This is a genomic window from Enterobacter sp. RHBSTW-00994, assembly GCF_013782625.1.
GTDB lineage: Bacteria > Pseudomonadota > Gammaproteobacteria > Enterobacterales > Enterobacteriaceae > Enterobacter.
Map to the genome: position 1 here is coordinate 1,357,482 of NZ_CP056199.1, position 20,869 is coordinate 1,378,350.

Here is a 20,869-nt window from a genome sequence, read left to right on the forward strand (position 1 = left end):
ATGAAACTCGAATTCTCAGTTTATCGTTATAACCCGGATGTAGATGATGCTCCGCATATGCAGGATTACACCCTGGAAGCGGAAGAAGGCCGTGACATGATGCTGCTGGATGCGTTAATGCAGCTCAAAGAAAAAGATCCGACACTGTCGTTCCGTCGCTCTTGTCGTGAAGGGGTCTGTGGCTCGGACGGTGTGAACATGAACGGCAAAAATGGCCTGGCCTGCATCACGCCCATTTCGGCGCTGCAACGTCCTGGACAGAAAATTGTTATTCGTCCTTTGCCTGGGCTGCCTGTCGTGCGCGATTTGGTGGTGGACATGGGGCAATTCTATGCACAATATGAGAAGATTAAGCCTTACCTGTTGAATAATGGGCAAAATCCACCCGCTCGCGAGCATTTGCAGTCGCCAGAGCAGCGTGAAAAACTCGATGGTCTGTACGAGTGTATTCTTTGTGCATGTTGCTCGACGTCCTGCCCATCGTTCTGGTGGAATCCTGACAAGTTTATCGGCCCGGCGGGCCTGCTGGCTGCCTATCGCTTCCTGATCGACAGCCGCGATACCGAAACCGATAATCGTCTGGAAGGGCTGAGTGATGCTTTCAGTGTATTCCGCTGCCATAGCATTATGAACTGCGTCAGTGTGTGTCCTAAGGGACTTAACCCGACGCGCGCCATCGGCCACATTAAGTCGATGCTGCTGCAGCGCAGTGCGTAAGTAAGCGTCAGTCCCCTCTCTGTCAGAGAGGGGACTGAATGCAGGAAATCTTTAAAAACCGCCACAATGGCACATCCAGTAATCGAGGCGTTCAGAGCGAGATAAGGCGGCAACTGAGCGCATCCCCGGGAGCATAGTTCACTATGTGACAGGGGTAAGTGAAGGCAGCCAGCGATGTCGCAGCCTGAACGAAGAAGATTAATGGCAGTTTTTAAAGGTTCCTTCGCGAGCCAATAAGAGCTCGCAGGTGAACCCCGGCACGTACACGTGGTGTACGTGGTAGTTTCTACGGCGAAATAAGCATAAAAATGCTTAAGGGATCACGATGCAGAACGGCGCAATGAAAGCCTGGCTGGACTCTTCTTACCTCTCCGGTGCGAACCAGAGCTGGATAGAACAGCTCTATGAAGACTTCTTAACCGATCCTGACTCAGTGGACGCAAACTGGCGTTCCATGTTCCAGCAATTACCTGGAACTGGGGTCAAACCGGATCAATTCCATTCCAAAACGCGTGATTATTTCCGTCGTCTGGCGAAGGATGCCTCACGTTATACTTCCTCGATTTCCGACCCTGATACCAATGTTAAGCAGGTTAAAGTCCTGCAGTTGATTAACGCCTACCGCTTCCGTGGTCACCAGCACGCGAATCTTGATCCGCTGGGACTGTGGCAGCAAGAACGTGTAGCGGATCTCGATCCGGCTTACCACGATCTGACCGAGGCCGATTTCCAGGAAAGCTATAACGTAGGTTCTTTCGCCATCGGTAAAGATACGATGAAGCTGGGCGATCTGATTGACGCGCTCAAGCAAACCTACTGTGGCTCCATCGGCGCGGAATATATGCACATCACTTCCACAGAAGAAAAACGCTGGATCCAACAGCGTATCGAATCTGTGGCCGGTCACGCGACGTTCTCTACTGATGAGAAAAAGCGTTTCCTTAGCGAACTGACCGCAGCGGAAGGTCTTGAACGTTATCTGGGGGCTAAATTCCCTGGCGCTAAACGCTTCTCACTGGAAGGTGGTGATGCGCTAGTCCCTATGCTTAAAGAGCTGATTCGTCATGCAGGCAACAGCGGCACGCGTGAAGTTGTACTGGGCATGGCCCACCGCGGTCGTCTGAACGTCCTGGTCAACGTTCTGGGTAAAAAACCTCAGGACCTGTTTGATGAGTTTGCAGGTAAACATAAAGAACACCTTGGCACAGGCGACGTGAAGTACCACATGGGCTTCTCGTCGGATATCGAAACGAAAGGCGGCCTGGTTCACCTGGCGCTGGCGTTTAACCCATCGCACCTTGAAATCGTCAGCCCGGTGGTTATCGGTTCTGTGCGTGCCCGTCTGGACAGACTGGATGAGCCAAGCAGCAATAAAGTTCTGCCAATTACCATTCATGGTGATGCCGCGGTAACAGGGCAGGGCGTGGTTCAGGAAACCCTGAACATGTCTAAAGCGCGTGGTTATGAAGTGGGTGGTACAGTTCGCATCGTGATCAACAACCAGGTGGGCTTTACTACGTCTAACCCGCTGGATGCGCGCTCCACTCCTTACTGTACTGATATCGGTAAAATGGTTCAGGCGCCTATTTTCCACGTTAATGCGGATGATCCTGAAGCCGTCGCGTTCGTGACCCGTCTGGCTCTGGATTTCCGTAACACCTTTAAACGTGATGTCTTCATCGACCTGTTCTGCTACCGCCGCCACGGCCACAACGAAGCCGATGAGCCAAGTGCAACGCAGCCGCTGATGTATCAGAAAATCAAAAAGCATCCGACGCCGCGTAAGATCTATGCCGACAAACTGGAAGCTGAAAAGGTAACGACGCTCGAAGATGCGACCGAAATGGTCAATCTTTACCGCGATGCGTTGGATGCTGGCGAGTGTGTGGTGAAAGAGCTGCGTCCAATGAACATGCACTCCTTTACCTGGTCGCCGTACCTTAACCACGAGTGGGATGAGAGCTACCCGAATAAGGTAGAGATGAAACGTCTGCAAGAGCTGGCAAAACGTATCAGCAGCGTGCCTGACGCGATCGAAATGCAGTCCCGTGTACAGAAAATCTACTCTGACCGTCAATCTATGGCGTCAGGTGAGAAGATGTTCGACTGGGGTGGTGCAGAAAACCTGGCTTACGCCACGCTAGTGGACGAAGGTATTCCGGTTCGTCTGTCTGGTGAAGATGCGGGACGCGGAACCTTCTTCCACCGCCACGCGGTTATTCACAACCAGACTAACGGCTCCACTTATACCCCATTGCAGCATGTTCACAATGGACAGGGCCAGTTCAAGGTCTGGGACTCCGTATTGTCTGAAGAAGCGGTGCTGGCATTCGAATATGGTTATGCGACCGCAGAGCCGCGCACTCTGACCATCTGGGAAGCGCAGTTTGGTGACTTCGCCAACGGTGCTCAGGTGGTTATCGACCAGTTCATCTCCTCCGGTGAGCAGAAATGGGGCCGTATGTGTGGCTTGGTGATGCTGTTACCGCACGGCTATGAAGGGCAGGGTCCGGAGCACTCTTCCGCACGTCTGGAACGCTATCTGCAACTTTGTGCTGAGCAAAACATGCAGGTTTGTGTGCCGTCGACTCCGGCTCAGGTGTACCACATGCTACGTCGCCAGGCGTTGCGCGGTATGCGCCGTCCGTTGGTGGTGATGTCACCCAAATCGCTGCTGCGTCACCCGTTAGCGGTCTCAAGCCTTGATGAGCTGGCGAATGGAGCCTTCCAGCCAGCGATTGGCGAGATTGACGAGCTGGATCCGAAAGCCGTGAAGCGTGTCGTAATGTGTTCTGGTAAGGTTTATTACGATCTGCTGGAACAGCGCCGTAAGAATGGCCAGAAAGATGTCGCCATCGTGCGTGTCGAGCAGCTTTATCCATTCCCGCACCAGGCGGTGCAGGAAGCGTTGAAACCGTATGCCCACGTACATGATTTTGTCTGGTGTCAGGAAGAGCCGCTCAACCAGGGCGCATGGTACTGCAGCCAGCATCATTTCCGTGATGTGATTCCATTTGGGGCGGGTCTGCGTTATGCAGGTCGTCCGGCCTCCGCCTCTCCGGCGGTAGGGTATATGTCCGTTCACCAGAAGCAACAGCAAGATCTGGTGAATGACGCGCTGAACGTCGATTAATTAAAGGATACATAATGAGTAGCGTAGATATTCTTGTTCCCGACCTGCCTGAGTCTGTAGCAGATGCGACTGTTGCGACCTGGCATAAAAAACCGGGCGATACCGTCCAGCGCGACGAAGTGCTGGTAGAAATCGAAACTGACAAAGTGGTACTGGAAGTACCGGCTTCGGCGGATGGCATTCTGGATGCAGTGCTGGAAGATGAAGGTACAACGGTAACCTCTCGCCAGATCCTGGGTCGCCTGCGTGAAGGCAATAGCTCTGGTAAAGAATCCAGTGCGAAGTCTGAAGCAAAAGAGTCTACTCCGGCTCAGCGCCAACAGGCATCTCTTGAAGAACAAAGTAATGATGCACTTAGCCCGGCGATCCGCCGTCTGCTGGCTGAGCACAACCTGGATGCCGCAGCCATTAAAGGCACAGGTGTCGGTGGCCGTCTGACGCGCGAAGACATTGATAAGCACCTGGCGAAAGCCCCTGCGAAAGCAGAAGCCAAAGCCCCTGTGGCAGCATCTGCAGCACAGCCTGCTCTGGGTGCTCGCAGCGAGAAACGTGTACCAATGACTCGCCTGCGTAAACGCGTGGCTGAGCGTCTGCTGGAGGCGAAAAACTCCACCGCGATGCTGACCACCTTCAACGAAGTGAACATGAAACCTATCATGGACCTGCGTAAGCAGTACGGTGACGCGTTTGAAAAACGTCATGGTATCCGTCTGGGCTTTATGTCTTTCTATGTGAAAGCGGTGGTTGAAGCGTTGAAACGCTACCCGGAAGTCAACGCGTCTATCGACGGCGATGACGTGGTTTACCACAACTATTTCGATGTAAGCATGGCGGTGTCAACGCCACGCGGCCTGGTGACTCCGGTTCTGCGTGATGTGGATACCCTGGGTATGGCTGATATCGAGAAAAATATTAAAGAACTGGCCGTAAAAGGCCGTGACGGCAAGCTGACCGTAGACGATCTGACCGGCGGTAATTTCACCATTACCAACGGCGGCGTATTCGGCTCGCTGATGTCTACCCCGATCATTAACCCGCCGCAGAGCGCGATCCTGGGTATGCATGCCATTAAAGATCGTCCAATGGCCGTAGACGGTAAAGTTGAGATCCTGCCGATGATGTATCTGGCACTCTCTTACGATCACCGCCTGATTGATGGTCGTGAGTCCGTGGGCTTCCTGGTTGCTATTAAAGAGCTGCTGGAAGATCCGACGCGTCTGCTGCTGGACGTCTAGTAGTTTTTTAGCATCACCTGCCCTGTAGGCCGGATGAAGACCGCGTCGGCCTACAGGTTTGAAGATAACGATTACCTGAAGGATGGATAGAACACATGAACTTACATGAATATCAGGCTAAACAGCTGTTTGCCAGGTCAGGTTTACCGGCTCCGGTGGGTTACGCCTGTACTACCCCACGTGAAGCAGAAGAAGCCGCATCTAAAATCGGTTCCGGCCCTTGGGTAGTTAAATGTCAGGTTCACGCTGGCGGCCGCGGTAAAGCGGGCGGTGTGAAAGTGGTTAAAACCAAAGAAGAGATCCGCGCGTTTGCTGAACACTGGCTGGGTAAGCGTCTGGTGACCTATCAGACAGATGCGAATGGCCAGCCGGTTAACCAAATCCTGGTTGAAGCGGCGACTGATATCGCAAAAGAGCTGTATCTCGGTGCTGTTGTTGACCGTAGCTCACGTCGTGTTGTGTTCATGGCGTCTACCGAAGGCGGCGTGGAAATTGAGAAAGTGGCGGAAGAAACCCCGCACCTGATTCATAAAGTGGCTATCGATCCGCTGGCAGGTCCAATGCCATACCAGGGACGCGAACTGGCGTTCAAACTGGGTCTGGAAGGTAAACTGGTTCAACAGTTCACCAAAATCTTCATGGGTCTGGCGACGATCTTCCTGGAGCGCGATCTGGCGCTGATCGAGATTAACCCACTGGTGATTACCACTCAGGGTGACTTGATCTGCCTCGATGGCAAACTGGGCGCTGATGGTAACGCACTGTTCCGCCAGGCCGATCTGCGTGAAATGCGTGATCAGTCTCAGGAAGATCCGCGTGAAGCTCAGGCTGCACAGTGGGAACTGAACTACGTCGCACTGGATGGCAACATTGGCTGCATGGTCAACGGTGCGGGTCTGGCGATGGGAACCATGGACATCGTTAAACTGCACGGCGGCGAACCGGCAAACTTCCTGGATGTAGGCGGTGGTGCGACAAAAGAGCGTGTGACCGAAGCATTCAAAATCATTCTCTCCGACGATAATGTGAAAGCCGTTCTGGTGAACATCTTCGGTGGTATCGTGCGTTGTGACCTGATCGCCGACGGTATCATTGGTGCGGTGGCTGAAGTGGGCGTTAACGTCCCGGTTGTTGTGCGTCTGGAAGGTAACAACGCTGAACTCGGCGCGAAAAAACTGGCTGACAGCGGCCTGAATATTATTGCAGCGAAAAGTCTGACGGATGCAGCTCAGCAGGTTGTTGCCGCAGTGGAGGGGAAATAATGTCTGTTTTGATCGATAAAAATACAAAAGTAATTTGCCAGGGCTTCACCGGTAGCCAGGGGACTTTCCACTCCGAACAAGCCATTGCTTATGGCACGCAGATGGTAGGTGGCGTAACGCCAGGTAAAGGCGGTACAACGCACCTCGGTATGCCAGTATTCAATACTGTGCGCGAAGCCGTCGAAGCCACGGGCGCAACAGCGACCGTCATCTATGTTCCGGCGCCATTCTGCAAAGATTCCATTCTGGAAGCGATCGACGCAGGTATCAAACTGATCATCACCATCACCGAAGGTATCCCGACACTGGATATGCTGACCGTGAAAGTGAAGCTGGATGAAGCAGGCGTGCGCATGATTGGCCCGAACTGCCCAGGTGTTATCACCCCAGGCGAATGTAAAATCGGCATCATGCCTGGTCATATTCACAAGCCAGGAAAAGTGGGTATCGTTTCCCGCTCGGGTACGCTGACTTATGAAGCGGTCAAGCAGACCACTGACTACGGTTTCGGCCAGTCCACCTGTGTGGGCATCGGCGGTGACCCAATCCCTGGTTCAAACTTCATCGACATCCTGAAACTGTTCCAGGAAGATCCACAGACTGAAGCCATCGTCATGATTGGTGAAATCGGTGGTAGTGCAGAAGAAGAAGCGGCGGCGTATATCAAAGATCACGTCACCAAACCGGTTGTTGGCTACATTGCCGGTGTCACCGCGCCGAAAGGCAAGCGTATGGGCCACGCAGGGGCAATTATCGCGGGTGGTAAAGGTACTGCGGATGAGAAATTCGCCGCGCTGGAAGCCGCTGGCGTGAAAACCGTGCGCAGCCTGGCTGATATCGGTAATGCGCTGCAATCCATCATTAAGTAAAACCACTCTGCTGCCTGAAAGGGGAGTAGTGATATAAAAATGTCCGTTTCGACATGGTTGGCCGCTGAAAAGCGGCCTTTTTTATGGTGTTTATTCTGACTTCTCGTCACGGGATGTTGTTTTCCTGTTTGAAAATTGGGCAAACACTCCTCGCTCGGTATAGCCAGTTGCGGGCTACTTCATGAAATAGTCACAATGAGGTGTTAATTTACAGAGGCTTAAAGGTGAATGAATTGTTGTTAATTATTAATGAGGAACAAAAATGGAAAATTATGAGTAAGGGGCTATGATTAATAGTTTATCAGTTCCGGAATCTCCTCCCGCTGTTTAGTTAATAAAAATCACTTTCATCTCTATTATTATCGCTACTCGATAACTATGAATATCTGTTTTTACACATATATTTAACAAGGTTTTTACTGTGTTTACCAGGTATAAACACAATTAACAAAAATCAATATTGTTGATTTAAATCAATGTTTAATATTTGGTAAAAGACATCAAAAGGCGCTAAATTGTGCCAGATCAAACTGGCTCAAAAGTGGTAAATTCGCTATATATTGATCACCGTCGTAAAACGCAAAACTGATTCAATAAAAACCTGTTTATTGTAAGGATTTTACGGCGTAATATATTTGCGGGATCAATTTGGGTTTTTTATTAACGTATTTGTAACCTTTCATCACTGCTTTTACCTCCTGTTGAGAATAAGCAACGAAGAACGGGCGCAGATAACTTTGTATTGGGGCATGTGTGTGAATCCTTATCTAACGGGGTTCACTCTCGGAGTCTTCATGCGATGAGCAAGGAGTCATGATGTTAGATATAGTCGAACTGTCGCGCTTACAGTTTGCCTTGACCGCGATGTACCACTTCCTGTTTGTGCCACTGACGCTCGGTATGGCGTTCTTGCTGGCCATCATGGAAACGGTTTACGTCCTCTCCGGCAAACAGATTTATAAAGATATGACCAAGTTCTGGGGCAAGTTGTTTGGTATCAACTTTGCGCTGGGCGTGGCAACCGGTCTGACTATGGAGTTCCAGTTCGGGACTAACTGGTCTTACTATTCCCATTATGTAGGGGATATTTTCGGTGCGCCGCTGGCCATTGAAGGTCTGATGGCCTTCTTCCTCGAATCCACCTTTGTAGGTCTGTTCTTCTTCGGTTGGGACCGTCTGGGTAAAGTCCAGCATATGGCGGTAACCTGGCTGGTGGCGTTAGGTTCTAACCTGTCCGCACTGTGGATCCTGGTGGCGAACGGCTGGATGCAGAACCCTATCGCGTCTGATTTCAACTTCGAAACCATGCGTATGGAGATGGTCAGCTTTGCGGAGCTGGTGCTGAACCCGGTCGCTCAGGTTAAATTTGTTCACACTGTAGCGTCTGGCTATGTGTGTGGCGCGATGTTCGTTTTAGGTATCAGTTCCTACTACATGCTGCGTGGCCGAGACTTCGCATTTGCTAAACGTTCTTTTGCGATCGCTGCAAGCTTCGGTATGGCCGCTATCCTTTCCGTTATTGTTCTGGGTGATGAATCCGGTTATGAAATGGGCGACGTACAGAAAACCAAACTGGCCGCGATTGAAGCTGAGTGGGAAACCCAGCCAGCACCAGCCGCCTTCACCCTGTTTGGTGTGCCTGACCAGGATGCACAGGAAAACCGTTTCGCTATTCAGATCCCTTACGCACTGGGCATCATCGCGACACGTTCTGTCGACAAGCAGGTGACGGGCCTGAAGGATCTGATGGTGCAGCATGAAGGCCGTATCCGTAATGGTATGAAAGCCTATGCTCTTCTGGAACAACTGCGTGGTGGTTCCACCGATCAGGCTGTTCGCGATCAATTCAACAATGTGAAGAAAGACCTGGGTTATGGTCTGTTGCTGAAGCGCTATACCCCGAACGTCTCTGACGCGACGGAAGCACAGATTCAGCAAGCGACGAAAGACTCCATTCCTCGCGTTGCGCCACTGTACTTTGCTTTCCGTATCATGGTCGGCTGCGGCATCCTGATGCTACTGATTATTGCGGCGTCCTTCTGGTCAGTGATTCGCAACCGTATCGGCCAGAAAAAATGGCTGTTGCGTACCGCAATGTACGGGATCCCGCTGCCATGGATTGCTATCGAGTCCGGTTGGTTCGTGGCGGAATATGGCCGTCAACCGTGGGCGATTGGTGAGGTACTGCCAACAGCAGTAGCAAACTCCTCTCTGACGGCAGGCGATCTTATCTTCTCCATGCTGCTGATCTGCGGTTTGTATACCCTGTTCCTGGTGGCTGAACTGTTCCTGATGTTCAAGTTCGCACGCCTTGGCCCAAGCAGCCTGAAAACCGGTCGCTATCACTACGAGCAGTCCAATGTGGCTTCTCAGCCGGCACGCTAAGACAGGAGTCGTCAAATGATCGATTATGAAGTATTGCGTTTTATCTGGTGGCTGCTGGTTGGCATTTTGCTGATTGGTTTTGCTGTCACCGACGGTTTCGACATGGGGGTGGGCATGCTCACCCGATTCCTCGGTCGTAATGACACCGAGCGTCGAATTATGATTAACTCCATCGCCCCACACTGGGACGGTAACCAGGTTTGGTTGATCACTGCTGGTGGCGCACTGTTTGCTGCCTGGCCAATGGTCTACGCAGCGGCGTTTTCCGGCTTCTATGTGGCGATGATTCTGGTGCTGGCATCATTGTTCTTCCGTCCAGTCGGTTTTGACTACCGCTCTAAGATTGAAGACACTCGCTGGCGCAATATGTGGGACTGGGGCATTTTCATTGGTAGCTTCGTACCACCGCTGGTGATCGGTGTGGCATTCGGCAACCTGTTGCAGGGTGTTCCGTTCCACATTGATGAGTACATGCGTCTTTATTACACCGGTAACTTCTTCCAGTTGTTGAATCCGTTTGGTCTGCTGGCCGGTGTAGTGAGCGTGGCGATGATCATTACACAAGGCGCAACTTATTTGCAGATGCGTACTGTGGGTGAACTGCACCTGCGTTCACGTGCGACAGCTCAGGTTGCTGCACTGGTTACGTTGGTATGCTTCGCACTGGCAGGCGTTTGGGTTGTCTACGGTATTGATGGCTACGTGGTGACATCTGCTATCAACCATGTAGCGCCTTCAAACCCACTGACCAAAGAAGTGGCGCGTCAGGCTGGTGCATGGCTTGTGAACTTCAACAATATGCCTGTACTGTGGGTTATCCCGGCGCTGGGTGTACTGCTGCCGCTGCTTACAGTTTTGACATCTCGTCTTGAAAAGGGTGCACTGGCTTTCGTGTTCTCTTCTCTGACGCTGGCGTGCATCATTCTGACGGCGGGTATCGCGATGTTCCCATTCGTCATGCCATCCAGCACTATGATGAATGCAAGCCTGACTATGTGGGATGCGACCTCTAGCCAGCTGACACTGAATCTGATGACGTATGTTGCGTGCGTGTTCGTACCGATTATCTTGCTCTACACCACGTGGTGTTACTGGAAAATGTTCGGTCGTATCACGAAAGAAGATATCGAAAGCAACACTCATTCCCTGTACTAAGTAAGGAGCTGAATATGTGGTACTTCGCATGGATTTTGGGGACGCTTCTTGCCTGTGCTTTCGGCATCATTACTGCCCTGGCGCTTGAGCACGTTGAAGCAGCTAAAACGAGTGAAGAAAAACACTAATGATGAATATTATCGCAACGTTATATGCGGTAATGGACAAGCGCCCGTTAAGGGCGCTTTCCTTAGTGATGGCACTGCTGCTGGCAGGTTGCATCTTCTGGGACCCTTCGCGTTTTGCGGCGAAGACCAGCGAGCTTGAGATCTGGCACGGCCTCTTCATTATGTGGGCGGTGTGTGCAGGTGTGATTCATGGTGTGGGTTTTCGTCCGAAGGCTGTGCACTGGCAAGGTGTTTTTTGCCCTCTCATCGCTGACCTGGTGCTCCTCGCTGGGTTGATTTTCTTCTTCTTCTGAATAAGAAATGTCCGTTAACCTTATGGGCTTGCCTAAGCCCATAAAAATTTACTCTCCGTTTACTTTCCCCCATTCCAAACCATCTTTCCCGCGCGTATAGTAGCGAAGTTTAAAAGCTATAACTTTTGTTGCATTACCGGGATGTAAAGTGAATACAACGCTGTTTCGATGGCCGGTTCGTGTCTATTACGAAGATACCGATGCCGGTGGTGTGGTTTACCATGCCAGCTACGTTGCTTTTTATGAACGGGCACGCACAGAGATGCTGCGCCATCATCACTTTAGTCAACAGGTGCTGTTGGCTGAGCGAGTTGCCTTTGTGGTTCGCAAGATGACGCTAGAGTATTTTGCGCCTGCCAGACTCGACGATATGCTCGAAGTCCAAACAGAAATAACATCAATGCGTGGAACCTCACTGGTTTTCACGCAGCGGATTGTCAATGCAGAGAACACCGTACTGAACGAAGCTGAAGTACTGATTGTCTGTGTTGATCCACTCATCATGAAGCCTCGTGCGCTTCCTAAGTCTATTGTCGCGGAGTTTAAGCAGTGACTGACATGAATATCCTTGATTTGTTCCTGAAGGCAAGCCTTCTGGTTAAACTTATCATGTTGATTTTGATTGGTTTTTCAATCGCCTCCTGGGCTATCATCATCCAGAGAACGCGTATTCTTAATGCAGCAGGCCGTGAAGCTGAAGCGTTTGAAGACAAGTTCTGGTCTGGTATCGAACTTTCCCGTCTGTATCAGGAAAGCCAGGGACGCCGTGATAATCTCTCAGGCTCCGAACAAATTTTCTATAGCGGTTTCAAAGAGTTTGCCCGTCTACATCGAGCTAACAATCACGCGCCAGAAGCGGTGGTTGAAGGTGCATCGCGTGCGATGCGTATTTCGATGAACCGTGAACTGGAAACACTCGAAACACATATTCCTTTCCTTGGTACTGTAGGTTCCATTAGCCCATATATTGGTCTGTTTGGTACGGTTTGGGGGATCATGCACGCGTTTATCGCACTGGGTGCGGTAAAACAGGCAACGCTGCAAATGGTTGCTCCGGGTATCGCGGAAGCACTTATCGCAACGGCTATCGGTCTGTTCGCTGCAATCCCTGCTGTAATGGCTTACAACCGTCTGAACCAGCGCGTGAACAAACTGGAACTGAACTACGACAACTTTATGGAAGAGTTCACTGCGATTCTGCACCGTCAGGCGTTTACCAGCACCGAGAGTAACAAGGGGTAAACCATGGCCAGAACGCGTGGACGAGGTCGTCGCGAACTCAAGTCCGAAATCAATATTGTTCCGCTGCTTGACGTTCTGTTAGTACTGTTGCTTATTTTTATGGCAACAGCGCCGATCATTACCCAAAGCGTAGAAGTTGATCTGCCGGATGCGACAGAATCACAAGCGGTAAGCACTAATGACGATCCTCCGGTCATCATTGAGGTTTCCGGTGTGGGGCAATATAGCGTGGTGGTAGAGAAAGATCGTATGGATCAGTTGCCGCCTGAGCAAGTCATTGCTGAAGCGCAACGTCGTCTGGAATCCAATCCGAAGACGGTCTTTTTAATCGGTGGTGCGAAAGACGTACCCTACGATGAAATTATTAAAGCGCTGAACTTGCTACATAGCGCGGGTGTTAAGTCAGTTGGCTTAATGACGCAGCCTATTTGATCACCTGCTAGCAGTGGGATACGAGTTTTTGGGAACCGATAGTGTCAAAGGCAACCGAACAAAACGATAAGCTTAAGCGAGCGATAATTATTTCGGCGGTGTTGCATGTGATTCTTTTTGCAGCACTGATCTGGAGTTCGTTCGACGAGCATATAGATGCATCAGCCGGTGGTGGTGGAGGATCCTCCATTGACGCTGTCATGGTCGATCCTGGTGCGGTAGTGCAAAACTATAATCGTCAGCAGCAGCAGCAGGCGAGTGCAAAACGAGCTGAAGAGCAGCGAGATAAACAGGCGCAACAGCAAGCCGAGGAACTGCGTGAAAAGCAGGCCGCGGAACAGGAGCGTTTGAAGCAGCTTGAGAAAGAACGTTTGCAGGCGCAGGAAGCCGCGAAAGAGCAGGCGGAACAGCAAAAGCAAGCGGAAGCGGCGGCGAAGAAAGCACAGGAACAGCAGAAGCAGGCAGAAGAGGCAGCTGCAAAAGCTGCTGCAGATGCCAAAGCGAAGGCTGATGCACAAGTAAAACTGGCAGCGGACGCGGCGAAGAAAGCGGCTGCCGATGCTCAGAAACAGGCTGAAGAAGCGGCGAAGAAAGCGGCGGCTGATGCTCAGAAAAAAGCTGAAGCCGAAGCGGCGAAGAAAGCCGCAGCGGATGCCCAGAAGAAAGCTGAAGCGGATGCTGCTAAAAAAGCGGCTCAGGAAGCAGAGAAAAAAGCGGCTGCCGATGCGGCGAAGAAAGCTGCCGCAGCTGAGAAAGCCGCTGCTGCTGAAAAGGCTGCTGCTGAAAAGGCTGCTGCTGAAAAGGCTGCTGCCGAGAAAGCTGCAACTGCTGCAAAAGCGGCTGCAGATAAGAAAGCTGCTGCGGCAGAAAAAGCAGCTGCCGATAAAGCTGCGGCTAAAAAGGCTGCAGCAGAGAAAGCTGCCGCCGCCGCAGGGGTGGATGATTTGCTGGGTGACTTGAGTTCGGGTAAGAATGCGCCGAAAGCGGGCGGGGGAGCGAAAGGAAGTAACGCCTCACCTGCTGGAAGTGGTAACACTAAGAACAACGGTGCTTCAGGTGCTGAAATCAATGGCTATGCCTCGCAGATAAAGTCTGCTATCGAGAGCCGATTCTATGATGCGTCTTCCTACACAGGCAAAACGTGTACGTTACGTATCAAGCTCGCGCCGGATGGTATGTTACTTGATATTCAGTCTGAAGGTGGCGACCCAGCCTTATGTACTGCAGCTTTAGCTGCGGCACGTCAGGCTAAGATGCCAAAACCGCCTTCACAGGCAGTCTACGAAGTCTTTAAAAATGCACCACTGGACTTCAAACCTTAAGTTACATTTTTCCCCGTGAAAACGGGGGAAAATAGACCAGGTTTAGTCTCAGGGTTCTGGTAGTTTTGTCTATTTGAGTTTGTTAACATTCTGCTAAATTATCGTGGGTAAGGTTACCCAGATAAGGGAGATATGATGAAGCAGGCATTACGTGTAGCATTTGGTTTCTTAATGCTGTGGGCAGCTGTGCTGCACGCAGAGGTACGTATCGAGATCACCCAGGGGGTGGACTCGGCGCGCCCAATCGGCGTTGTTCCGTTCCAGTGGGCAGGCCCAGGCGCTGCACCTGAAGATATCGGCGGCATTGTTGCTGCTGATCTGCGCAACAGCGGCAAATTCAATCCATTAGATCGCTCTCGTCTGCCACAGCAGCCGGGTAGCGCGCAAGACGTTCAGCCTGCAGCATGGTCTGCACTGGGTATTGATGCGGTCGTTGTGGGCCAGGTTACACCTAGTCCAGATGGTGGCTACACAGTGGCTTACCAACTGGTCGATACCGGTGGTGCTCCAGGTACTGTTCTGGCGCAGAACTCCTACAAAGTTAACAAGCAGTGGCTCCGTTATGCGGGCCATACTGCGAGTGACGAGGTGTTCGAGAAGCTGACCGGTATTAAAGGGGCATTCCGTACTCGTATCGCATATGTTGTGCAGACCAATGGCGGTCAGTTCCCTTATGAGCTGCGCGTTTCTGACTACGATGGTTACAACCAGTTCACCGTTCACCGTTCTCCACAACCGTTGATGTCGCCGGCGTGGTCTCCAGATGGTGCTAAACTGGCCTACGTGACCTTCGAAAGTGGTCGTTCTGCGTTGGTCATTCAAACACTGTCTAACGGTGCGGTGCGTCAGGTTGCGTCGTTCCCACGTCACAACGGTGCGCCAGCGTTTTCTCCGGACGGTTCTAAACTGGCCTTTGCACTGTCAAAAACCGGTAGCCTGAACCTCTACGTGATGGATATTGGTTCTGGCCAGATCCGTCAGGTGACTGATGGACGCAGCAACAACACTGAACCGACCTGGTTCCCGGACAGCCAAAATCTGGCGTTCACTTCTGATCAGGCGGGTCGTCCACAGGTTTATAAAGTCAATATCAACGGCGGTGCACCACAGCGTATTACCTGGGAAGGTTCACAAAACCAGGACTCTGATGTCAGCAGCGACGGTAAATTTATGGTAATGGTAAGTTCTGCAGGTGGTCAGCAGCACATTGCCAAACAAGATCTGGTAACGGGTGGCGTACAAGTTTTGTCGTCAACGTTCCTGGATGAAACGCCAAGTCTGGCACCTAACGGCACTATGGTAATCTACAGCTCTTCTCAGGGGATGGGATCTGTGCTGAATCTGGTTTCTACAGATGGGCGTTTCAAAGCGCGTATTCCGGCAACTGATGGACAGGTAAAATCACCTGCCTGGTCGCCGTATCTGTAAATAATAATTAATTGATTACTAAAGGAATCTTAGAAATGCAACTGAACAAAGTGCTGAAGGGGCTGATGATCGCTCTGCCTGTAATGGCAATCGCAGCGTGTTCTTCCAACAAGAACGCAAGCAATGACCAGAGCGGCGAAGGCATGATGGGTGCCGGCACTGGTATGGACGCTAACGGCAACGGCAACATGTCTTCTGAAGAGCAAGCGCGTCTTCAGATGCAGCAGCTGCAGCAGAACAACATCGTTTACTTTGATCTGGATAAGTACGACATCCGTTCTGACTTCGCTGCGATGCTGGACGCTCACGCTAACTTCCTGCGTAGCAACCCGTCTTACAAAGTCACCGTAGAAGGTCATGCTGACGAACGTGGTACTCCAGAGTACAACATCTCCCTGGGCGAACGTCGTGCTAACGCTGTGAAAATGTACCTGCAAGGTAAAGGCGTTTCTGCAGACCAGATCTCCATCGTTTCTTACGGTAAAGAAAAACCTGCAGTACTGGGTCACGACGAAGCGGCTTACTCCAAAAACCGTCGTGCCGTACTGGTTTACTAAGAGAATTGCATGAGCAGTAACTTCAGACATCATGTATTGAGTCTGTCGTTACTGGTTGGTATAGCGGCCCCCTGGGCCGCTTTTGCTCAGGCACCAATCAGTAGTGTCGGCTCAGGCTCGGTCGAAGACCGTGTCACTCAACTCGAGCGTATTTCTAATGCTCACAGCCAGCTTTTAACCCAACTCCAGCAACAGCTTTCTGATAACCAAAACGATATTGATTCTCTACGTGGTCAGATCCAGGAAAGTCAGTATCAGCTTAATCAGGTTGTTGAACGTCAAAAGCAGATTTTGCTTCAGATGGATAGCCTGAGCAATGGTGGTGGTGCAGCAGCACAACCCGCTGCAGGCGATCAGAACGGTGCTGCGACAGCAACACCTGCGCCATCAACTGATACATCCGCCTCCACAGGCGCGCCTGTACAGAGCGGTGACGCGAATACGGATTACAATGCAGCTATTGCCCTGGTACAGGACAAATCGCGTCAGGACGATGCTATCGCTGCATTTCAGAACTTCGTTAAGAAATACCCTGATTCCACGTACCAGCCGAACGCGAATTACTGGCTGGGTCAGCTGAATTACAATAAGGGTAAGAAGGACGATGCGGCGTTTTATTTTGCCTCTGTGGTGAAAAATTACCCAAAATCGCCAAAAGCACCTGATGCCATGTTCAAGGTCGGCGTGATCATGCAAGACAAAGGTGATACTGCAAAAGCCAAGGCAGTGTATCAGCAGGTGGTAACGAAGTTCCCTGGTACGGAAGGTGCCAAACAGGCGCAAAAACGTCTGAGTTCGATGGGATGATTACCGCATGACCAGAAATCGTGTTATTTCTGGTCGTGCAGCATGATTCGTAAGCAGTTAGGTGATCTTCATCGAAATTTTTGTTGCGCTGAATTCTTAAATCAGTAATATATGCCGCCGTTGCCACGGGATATCAAACAACGTAAAAGCAACGCAAAAGTGGGTCGTTAGCTCAGTTGGTAGAGCAGTTGACTTTTAATCAATTGGTCGCAGGTTCGAATCCTGCACGACCCACCAATAAAATGGTGGAAGCAGTACTTAAGCGTGAAGGATAACGTTGCGTCAGCAACGGCCCGTTAGGGCGAGGCGAAGCCGAGTCATCCTGCACGACCCACCACTTAAAGCAGTTCCTGAAGTACAGAGTGGGTGATTAGCTCAGTTGGTAGAGCATCTCCTTTACACGGAGGGGGTCGGCGGTTCGAGCCCGTCATCACCCACCACTCGGGTCGTTAGCTCAGTTGGTAGAGCAGTTGACTTTTAATCAATTGGTCGCAGGTTCGAATCCTGCACGACCCACCAATTTTATTGGTTCCGAGTAAAAATTCAGGCAACACCCGTATGGGTCGTTAGCTCAGTTGGTAGAGCAGTTGACTTTTAATCAATTGGTCGCAGGTTCGAATCCTGCACGACCCACCAGCCTGAATAGATATAAAGTACATCCCGAAAGGGGTCGTTAGCTCAGTTGGTAGAGCAGTTGACTTTTAATCAATTGGTCGCAGGTTCGAATCCTGCACGACCCACCAATTTTAATATCTGACTCAGATGTTAAATGTGAAGGATAACGTTGCCTTAGCAACGGCCCGAAGGGCGAGGCGTAGCCGAGTCATCCTGCACGACCCACCAATGTAAAAAAGCGCCCTAAAGGCGCTTTTTTGCTATCTGTAATTTACACAATTCGAAGTTGCTGCAGGTGAGAGTCGGACGAAGCAAATCATCCAGCACGATCCACTCATATTTAAAGCCGCTTTTTCGCTCACCATTTCCGGTGACTTTTCACCTCAAATTCGCTATCTTGTTTAGTATATAAAACATGATTGTCATCCGTTTTGCTATGTCATGCAAAAGAAAGGCAATATTGTTAAGCCAGTAAAACGAGAAGCCATAATGAGCGTGATGTTTGATCCAGAAGCCGCAATCTATCCTTTCCCACCGAAACCTGTTCCGTTAAACCGGGATGAAAAACACTTTTATCGTGAGAAGATCAAACGCCTGCTCAAGGAACGTGACGCGGTGATGGTTGCGCACTACTACACCGATCCGGAGATCCAGCAACTGGCTGAAGAGACAGGCGGTTGTATCTCTGATTCTCTGGAGATGGCGCGTTTTGGCGCAAAGCATCCGGCATCCACACTGCTGGTTGCGGGTGTCCGTTTTATGGGGGAAACCGCCAAAATTCTGAGTCCTGAAAAAACTATCCTGATGCCGACGTTACATGCCGAATGTTCGCTTGACCTCGGCTGCCCAATCGACGAATTCAGCGCCTTTTGCGATGCGCATCCTGATCGAACCGTTGTGGTCTACGCCAACACGTCTGCGGCGGTAAAAGCTCGCGCAGACTGGGTGGTAACATCCAGTATTGCTGTTGAACTTATTGAACACCTGGACAGCCTTGGACAGAAAATTATCTGGGCCCCCGACCGCCATCTGGGAAATTATGTGCAAAAACAAACCGGGGCGGATGTCCTTTGCTGGCAGGGCGCATGTATTGTCCACGACGAATTCAAAACACAAGCGCTGGCGCGCATGAAAGGATTGTACCCGGACGCGGCTATCCTCGTTCACCCTGAATCGCCACAGTCGATTGTTGACATGGCAGATGCTGTTGGCTCAACCAGTCAGCTTATTAATGCCGCGAGAACTCTGCCGCATCAGCAACTTATCGTGGCAACCGATCGCGGTATATTTTATAAGATGCAGCAGGCCGTACCGGGAAAAGAGCTGCTTGAAGCACCTACTGCGGGAGAAGGAGCGACCTGTCGTAGCTGCGCTCACTGCCCGTGGATGGCGATGAATGGCCTGAAAGCGATTGCTGAAGGACTGGAAGCCGGTGGGATAGAACACGAAATTCATGTTGATGCCGCCCTGCGTGAAGGTGCGTTAATTCCGCTTAACCGTATGCTTGAGTTTGCGGCTACACTACGTACTTAATTCAACACGCTCTGGGGAAAAGATGGATTTTTTTAGCACACAGAATATCCTGGTTCATATACCGATTGGGGCGGGTGGCTATGACCTGTCATGGATCGAAGCGATTGGTACACTGGCGGGTCTGCTCTGTATATGGCTCGCCAGTCTTGAGAAGATCAGCAATTATGCGTTCGGGCTCATCAACGTGACCCTGTTCGCCATTATCTTTTTCCAGATCCAACTGTATGCCAGCCTGCTGTTACAGTTGTTTTTCTTCGCGGCGAACATTTATGGCTGGTATGCCTGGTCGCGGCAGAACAGCCAACAGGAAGCGGAGCTACAGATCCGCTGGTTGCCTTTATCAAAAGCTATCGCCTGGTTTGTGGCGTGCGTTGTTGCCATCGGTGTTATGACGGTTTATATCAACCCGGTATTTGCGTTCCTCACACAGATTGCGGTGTCAGTGATGTCCGCACTAGGGTTGAATGTCACAATGCCTGAATTACAACCCGATGCTTTCCCGTTCTGGGATTCCTGCATGATGGTTCTGTCGATTGCCGCGATGATCCTGATGACCCGTAAATACGTTGAGAACTGGCTGTTGTGGGTCATTATTAACGTGATCAGCGTGGTCATTTTCGCATTGCAAGGTGTGTACGCGATGTCGCTGGAATATCTGCTGCTGACCTTTATTGCATTGAACGGTAGTCGTATGTGGATTAACAGCGCGCGTGAGCGAGGCTCTCACGCACTGTCCAGTCAGTGATGGTGATGATGTGAATGGCCGGACTGCGCTTCGTTCAGGTGGCAGTCTGGTCCGTTACACGGCTGGTACTCCATCTGTATGGTGGCATGCGCAATCTCATAGTGATGTTCAAGAAAGTGCTGAATGCGTTCAAGCAGAGCGTCATGATCATGCGGTGGGATTACCTGAACATGCAATGTCATCAGCGGTTTCTCACCTACCATCCAGACGTGAACATGGTGAACATTTCTTACTTCGGGAATAGATTGGCGCAGGTTGCGTTTGAGTGCAGCGATATCCAGCGACGCGGGAGCACCTTCCAGTAATTCGTTCACACTCTCTTTCAGTAACTGCCAGGCGCTGTGAAGAACCAGACAAGAGACCAGAACGGACAGAATAGGGTCGATGGGTGTCCATCCGGTATAGATAATCACAAGGGCGGCGACAATGGCCCCTATTGATCCGAGTAAATCTCCCAACACATGCAGCGCCGCAGCACGCACATTCAGGTTTTTCTCTTCACTGCCGCCGCGATGCAAAATCCAGAATGCCAGCACATTCGCGAGCAGCCCGGCTACAGCAATAACCATCATCGTCGCCCCTGCGACAGGCTGAGGATGCCTGAAGCGCTGAAAGGCCTCCCAGACGATCAAAATGGTAATCACCACCAGAGCGATGGCATTCACGAACGCTGCAAGAGTTGTGAGCCGCAACCAGCCAAAGGTATGACGGCCATTAGGAGGGCGTTGTGCAAACTGCACGGCCAGTAGTGCAAAGAGCAGGGCTGCGGCATCAGTCAGCATGTGTCCTGCATCTGCCAGTAACGCCAACGAGCCTGAAATAATCCCGCCAATAACCTCGATAATCATGAATATCGCGGTGACGGAAAAAGCCAGCATCAGGCGTTTCGCGTTTTCGTCTCTTGGGGGATGCGAGTGAGAATGCGCCATGTCAATTTTCCTGGTTCGATTTTAAGCTAAGTGTAGAATTTTTAATGTGTTACACAAATGTCTTTTTCGTTCTGTCACCGCA

19 protein-coding genes and 5 tRNA genes are annotated in these 20,869 nt (G+C 51.1%); 23 read left to right on the plus strand and 1 reads right to left on the minus strand.

The annotated features are described in order from the left end of the window. From HV346_RS06380 to pnuC, 23 genes are all read left to right on the plus strand, one after another. Positions 1-717 (plus strand): succinate dehydrogenase iron-sulfur subunit, encoded by a 717-nt coding sequence (locus HV346_RS06380; RefSeq protein ID WP_119935049.1) that lies wholly within the window; start codon positions 1-3, stop codon positions 715-717. A gap of 325 nt (positions 718-1,042) precedes the next feature. Then, positions 1,043-3,850: a 2-oxoglutarate dehydrogenase E1 component gene (gene sucA / locus HV346_RS06385; RefSeq protein ID WP_181622702.1), complete on the plus strand. Its 2,808-nt coding sequence runs from the start codon at positions 1,043-1,045 to the stop codon at positions 3,848-3,850. Positions 3,851-3,864: 14 nt separating this feature from the next. Then, a complete protein-coding gene (gene odhB, locus HV346_RS06390; RefSeq protein WP_181622703.1) occupies positions 3,865-5,085 on the plus strand; it encodes a 2-oxoglutarate dehydrogenase complex dihydrolipoyllysine-residue succinyltransferase in 1,221 nt (406 codons plus the stop codon). 95 nt (positions 5,086-5,180) lie between these two features. Continuing rightward, positions 5,181-6,347, plus strand: a complete 1,167-nt coding sequence (gene sucC, locus HV346_RS06395) for an ADP-forming succinate--CoA ligase subunit beta (protein WP_181622704.1) — start codon at positions 5,181-5,183, stop codon at positions 6,345-6,347. Continuing rightward, positions 6,347-7,216 (plus strand): succinate--CoA ligase subunit alpha, encoded by an 870-nt coding sequence (gene sucD / locus HV346_RS06400; protein ID WP_181622705.1) that lies wholly within the window; start codon positions 6,347-6,349, stop codon positions 7,214-7,216. The genes sucC and sucD overlap by 1 nt, the downstream gene beginning before the upstream one ends. A gap of 816 nt (positions 7,217-8,032) precedes the next feature. Next, positions 8,033-9,601 carry a cytochrome ubiquinol oxidase subunit I gene (cydA, locus tag HV346_RS06405; protein WP_181623707.1) on the plus strand — a complete coding sequence of 523 codons (1,569 nt, stop codon included), beginning with the start codon at positions 8,033-8,035 and terminating at the stop codon, positions 9,599-9,601. A 15-nt stretch (positions 9,602-9,616) separates the two neighbouring features. Next, on the plus strand, positions 9,617-10,756 hold the full coding sequence (gene cydB / locus HV346_RS06410; RefSeq protein ID WP_181622706.1) for a cytochrome d ubiquinol oxidase subunit II: 1,140 nt from the start codon (positions 9,617-9,619) through the stop codon (positions 10,754-10,756). A 14-nt stretch (positions 10,757-10,770) separates the two neighbouring features. Then, the gene (cydX, locus tag HV346_RS06415; RefSeq protein ID WP_181622707.1) at positions 10,771-10,884 is read left to right on the plus strand and encodes a cytochrome bd-I oxidase subunit CydX; all 114 of its coding nucleotides are present in this window, start codon (positions 10,771-10,773) and stop codon (positions 10,882-10,884) included. Then, positions 10,884-11,177 (plus strand): cyd operon protein YbgE, encoded by a 294-nt coding sequence (gene ybgE / locus HV346_RS06420; protein WP_181622708.1) that lies wholly within the window; start codon positions 10,884-10,886, stop codon positions 11,175-11,177. Before cydX ends, ybgE begins: the two co-directional genes overlap by 1 nt. Before the next feature lie 148 nt (positions 11,178-11,325). Next, entirely contained in the window at positions 11,326-11,730 is a 405-nt protein-coding gene (ybgC, locus tag HV346_RS06425; protein WP_032617092.1) for a tol-pal system-associated acyl-CoA thioesterase, read from the plus strand. Continuing rightward, the gene (gene tolQ / locus HV346_RS06430) at positions 11,727-12,419 is read left to right on the plus strand and encodes a Tol-Pal system protein TolQ (protein ID WP_089598919.1); all 693 of its coding nucleotides are present in this window, start codon (positions 11,727-11,729) and stop codon (positions 12,417-12,419) included. Before ybgC ends, tolQ begins: the two co-directional genes overlap by 4 nt. Positions 12,420-12,422: 3 nt before the next feature. Then, positions 12,423-12,851 (plus strand): colicin uptake protein TolR, encoded by a 429-nt coding sequence (tolR, locus tag HV346_RS06435; RefSeq protein ID WP_181622709.1) that lies wholly within the window; start codon positions 12,423-12,425, stop codon positions 12,849-12,851. A gap of 41 nt (positions 12,852-12,892) precedes the next feature. Then, on the plus strand, positions 12,893-14,173 hold the full coding sequence (tolA, locus tag HV346_RS06440; protein WP_181622710.1) for a cell envelope integrity protein TolA: 1,281 nt from the start codon (positions 12,893-12,895) through the stop codon (positions 14,171-14,173). Positions 14,174-14,308: 135 nt separating this feature from the next. Further along, positions 14,309-15,601 carry a Tol-Pal system beta propeller repeat protein TolB gene (tolB, locus tag HV346_RS06445; RefSeq protein ID WP_181623708.1) on the plus strand — a complete coding sequence of 431 codons (1,293 nt, stop codon included), beginning with the start codon at positions 14,309-14,311 and terminating at the stop codon, positions 15,599-15,601. A 35-nt stretch (positions 15,602-15,636) separates the two neighbouring features. Then, on the plus strand, positions 15,637-16,158 hold the full coding sequence (pal, locus tag HV346_RS06450) for a peptidoglycan-associated lipoprotein Pal (RefSeq protein ID WP_003858578.1): 522 nt from the start codon (positions 15,637-15,639) through the stop codon (positions 16,156-16,158). 9 nt (positions 16,159-16,167) lie between these two features. Further along, a complete protein-coding gene (gene cpoB, locus HV346_RS06455) occupies positions 16,168-16,965 on the plus strand; it encodes a cell division protein CpoB (RefSeq protein WP_181622711.1) in 798 nt (265 codons plus the stop codon). Positions 16,966-17,126: 161 nt separating this feature from the next. Continuing rightward, positions 17,127-17,202: transfer RNA gene (locus HV346_RS06460), tRNA-Lys, on the plus strand. Between the two features lie 127 nt (positions 17,203-17,329). Beyond that, positions 17,330-17,405 (plus strand) — tRNA-Val (locus HV346_RS06465). A 3-nt stretch (positions 17,406-17,408) separates the two neighbouring features. Continuing rightward, positions 17,409-17,484, plus strand: a tRNA-Lys gene (locus HV346_RS06470). A 41-nt stretch (positions 17,485-17,525) separates the two neighbouring features. Next, a tRNA-Lys gene (locus tag HV346_RS06475) sits at positions 17,526-17,601 on the plus strand. Between the two features lie 31 nt (positions 17,602-17,632). Continuing rightward, positions 17,633-17,708: transfer RNA gene (locus HV346_RS06480), tRNA-Lys, on the plus strand. 361 nt (positions 17,709-18,069) lie between these two features. Further along, entirely contained in the window at positions 18,070-19,113 is a 1,044-nt protein-coding gene (nadA, locus tag HV346_RS06485) for a quinolinate synthase NadA (RefSeq protein WP_181622712.1), read from the plus strand. Between the two features lie 22 nt (positions 19,114-19,135). Then, a complete protein-coding gene (gene pnuC / locus HV346_RS06490) occupies positions 19,136-19,858 on the plus strand; it encodes a nicotinamide riboside transporter PnuC (RefSeq protein ID WP_181622713.1) in 723 nt (240 codons plus the stop codon). On the opposite strand, the gene zitB is transcribed toward pnuC, so the two are convergent. Next, positions 19,852-20,787: a CDF family zinc transporter ZitB gene (zitB, locus tag HV346_RS06495; RefSeq protein ID WP_181622714.1), complete on the minus strand. Its 936-nt coding sequence runs from the start codon at positions 20,785-20,787 to the stop codon at positions 19,852-19,854. The two genes, pnuC and zitB, sit on opposite strands and share 7 nt — an antisense overlap. Between the last annotated feature and the right edge of the window lie 82 nt (positions 20,788-20,869).

What these genes read in the sequence shown, in the direction of transcription:
- odhB (WP_181622703.1), top strand. Translation starts at nt 3,865, where the DNA reads ATGAGTAGCGTAGATATTCTTGTTCCCGACCTGCCTGAGTCTGTAGCA.
- sucA (WP_181622702.1), top strand. Translation starts at nt 1,043, where the DNA reads ATGCAGAACGGCGCAATGAAAGCCTGGCTGGACTCTTCTTACCTCTCC.
- tolB (WP_181623708.1), top strand. Translation starts at nt 14,309, where the DNA reads ATGAAGCAGGCATTACGTGTAGCATTTGGTTTCTTAATGCTGTGGGCA.
- cpoB (WP_181622711.1), top strand. Translation starts at nt 16,168, where the DNA reads ATGAGCAGTAACTTCAGACATCATGTATTGAGTCTGTCGTTACTGGTT.
- sucD (WP_181622705.1), top strand. Translation starts at nt 6,347, where the DNA reads ATGTCTGTTTTGATCGATAAAAATACAAAAGTAATTTGCCAGGGCTTC.
- cydB (WP_181622706.1), top strand. Translation starts at nt 9,617, where the DNA reads ATGATCGATTATGAAGTATTGCGTTTTATCTGGTGGCTGCTGGTTGGC.
- nadA (WP_181622712.1), top strand. Translation starts at nt 18,070, where the DNA reads ATGAGCGTGATGTTTGATCCAGAAGCCGCAATCTATCCTTTCCCACCG.
- tolR (WP_181622709.1), top strand. Translation starts at nt 12,423, where the DNA reads ATGGCCAGAACGCGTGGACGAGGTCGTCGCGAACTCAAGTCCGAAATC.
- HV346_RS06380 (WP_119935049.1), top strand. Translation starts at nt 1, where the DNA reads ATGAAACTCGAATTCTCAGTTTATCGTTATAACCCGGATGTAGATGAT.
- ybgE (WP_181622708.1), top strand. Translation starts at nt 10,884, where the DNA reads ATGATGAATATTATCGCAACGTTATATGCGGTAATGGACAAGCGCCCG.
- cydA (WP_181623707.1), top strand. Translation starts at nt 8,033, where the DNA reads ATGTTAGATATAGTCGAACTGTCGCGCTTACAGTTTGCCTTGACCGCG.
- pal (WP_003858578.1), top strand. Translation starts at nt 15,637, where the DNA reads ATGCAACTGAACAAAGTGCTGAAGGGGCTGATGATCGCTCTGCCTGTA.
- sucC (WP_181622704.1), top strand. Translation starts at nt 5,181, where the DNA reads ATGAACTTACATGAATATCAGGCTAAACAGCTGTTTGCCAGGTCAGGT.
- pnuC (WP_181622713.1), top strand. Translation starts at nt 19,136, where the DNA reads ATGGATTTTTTTAGCACACAGAATATCCTGGTTCATATACCGATTGGG.
- zitB (WP_181622714.1), bottom strand. Translation starts at nt 20,787, where the DNA reads ATGGCGCATTCTCACTCGCATCCCCCAAGAGACGAAAACGCGAAACGC.
- cydX (WP_181622707.1), top strand. Translation starts at nt 10,771, where the DNA reads ATGTGGTACTTCGCATGGATTTTGGGGACGCTTCTTGCCTGTGCTTTC.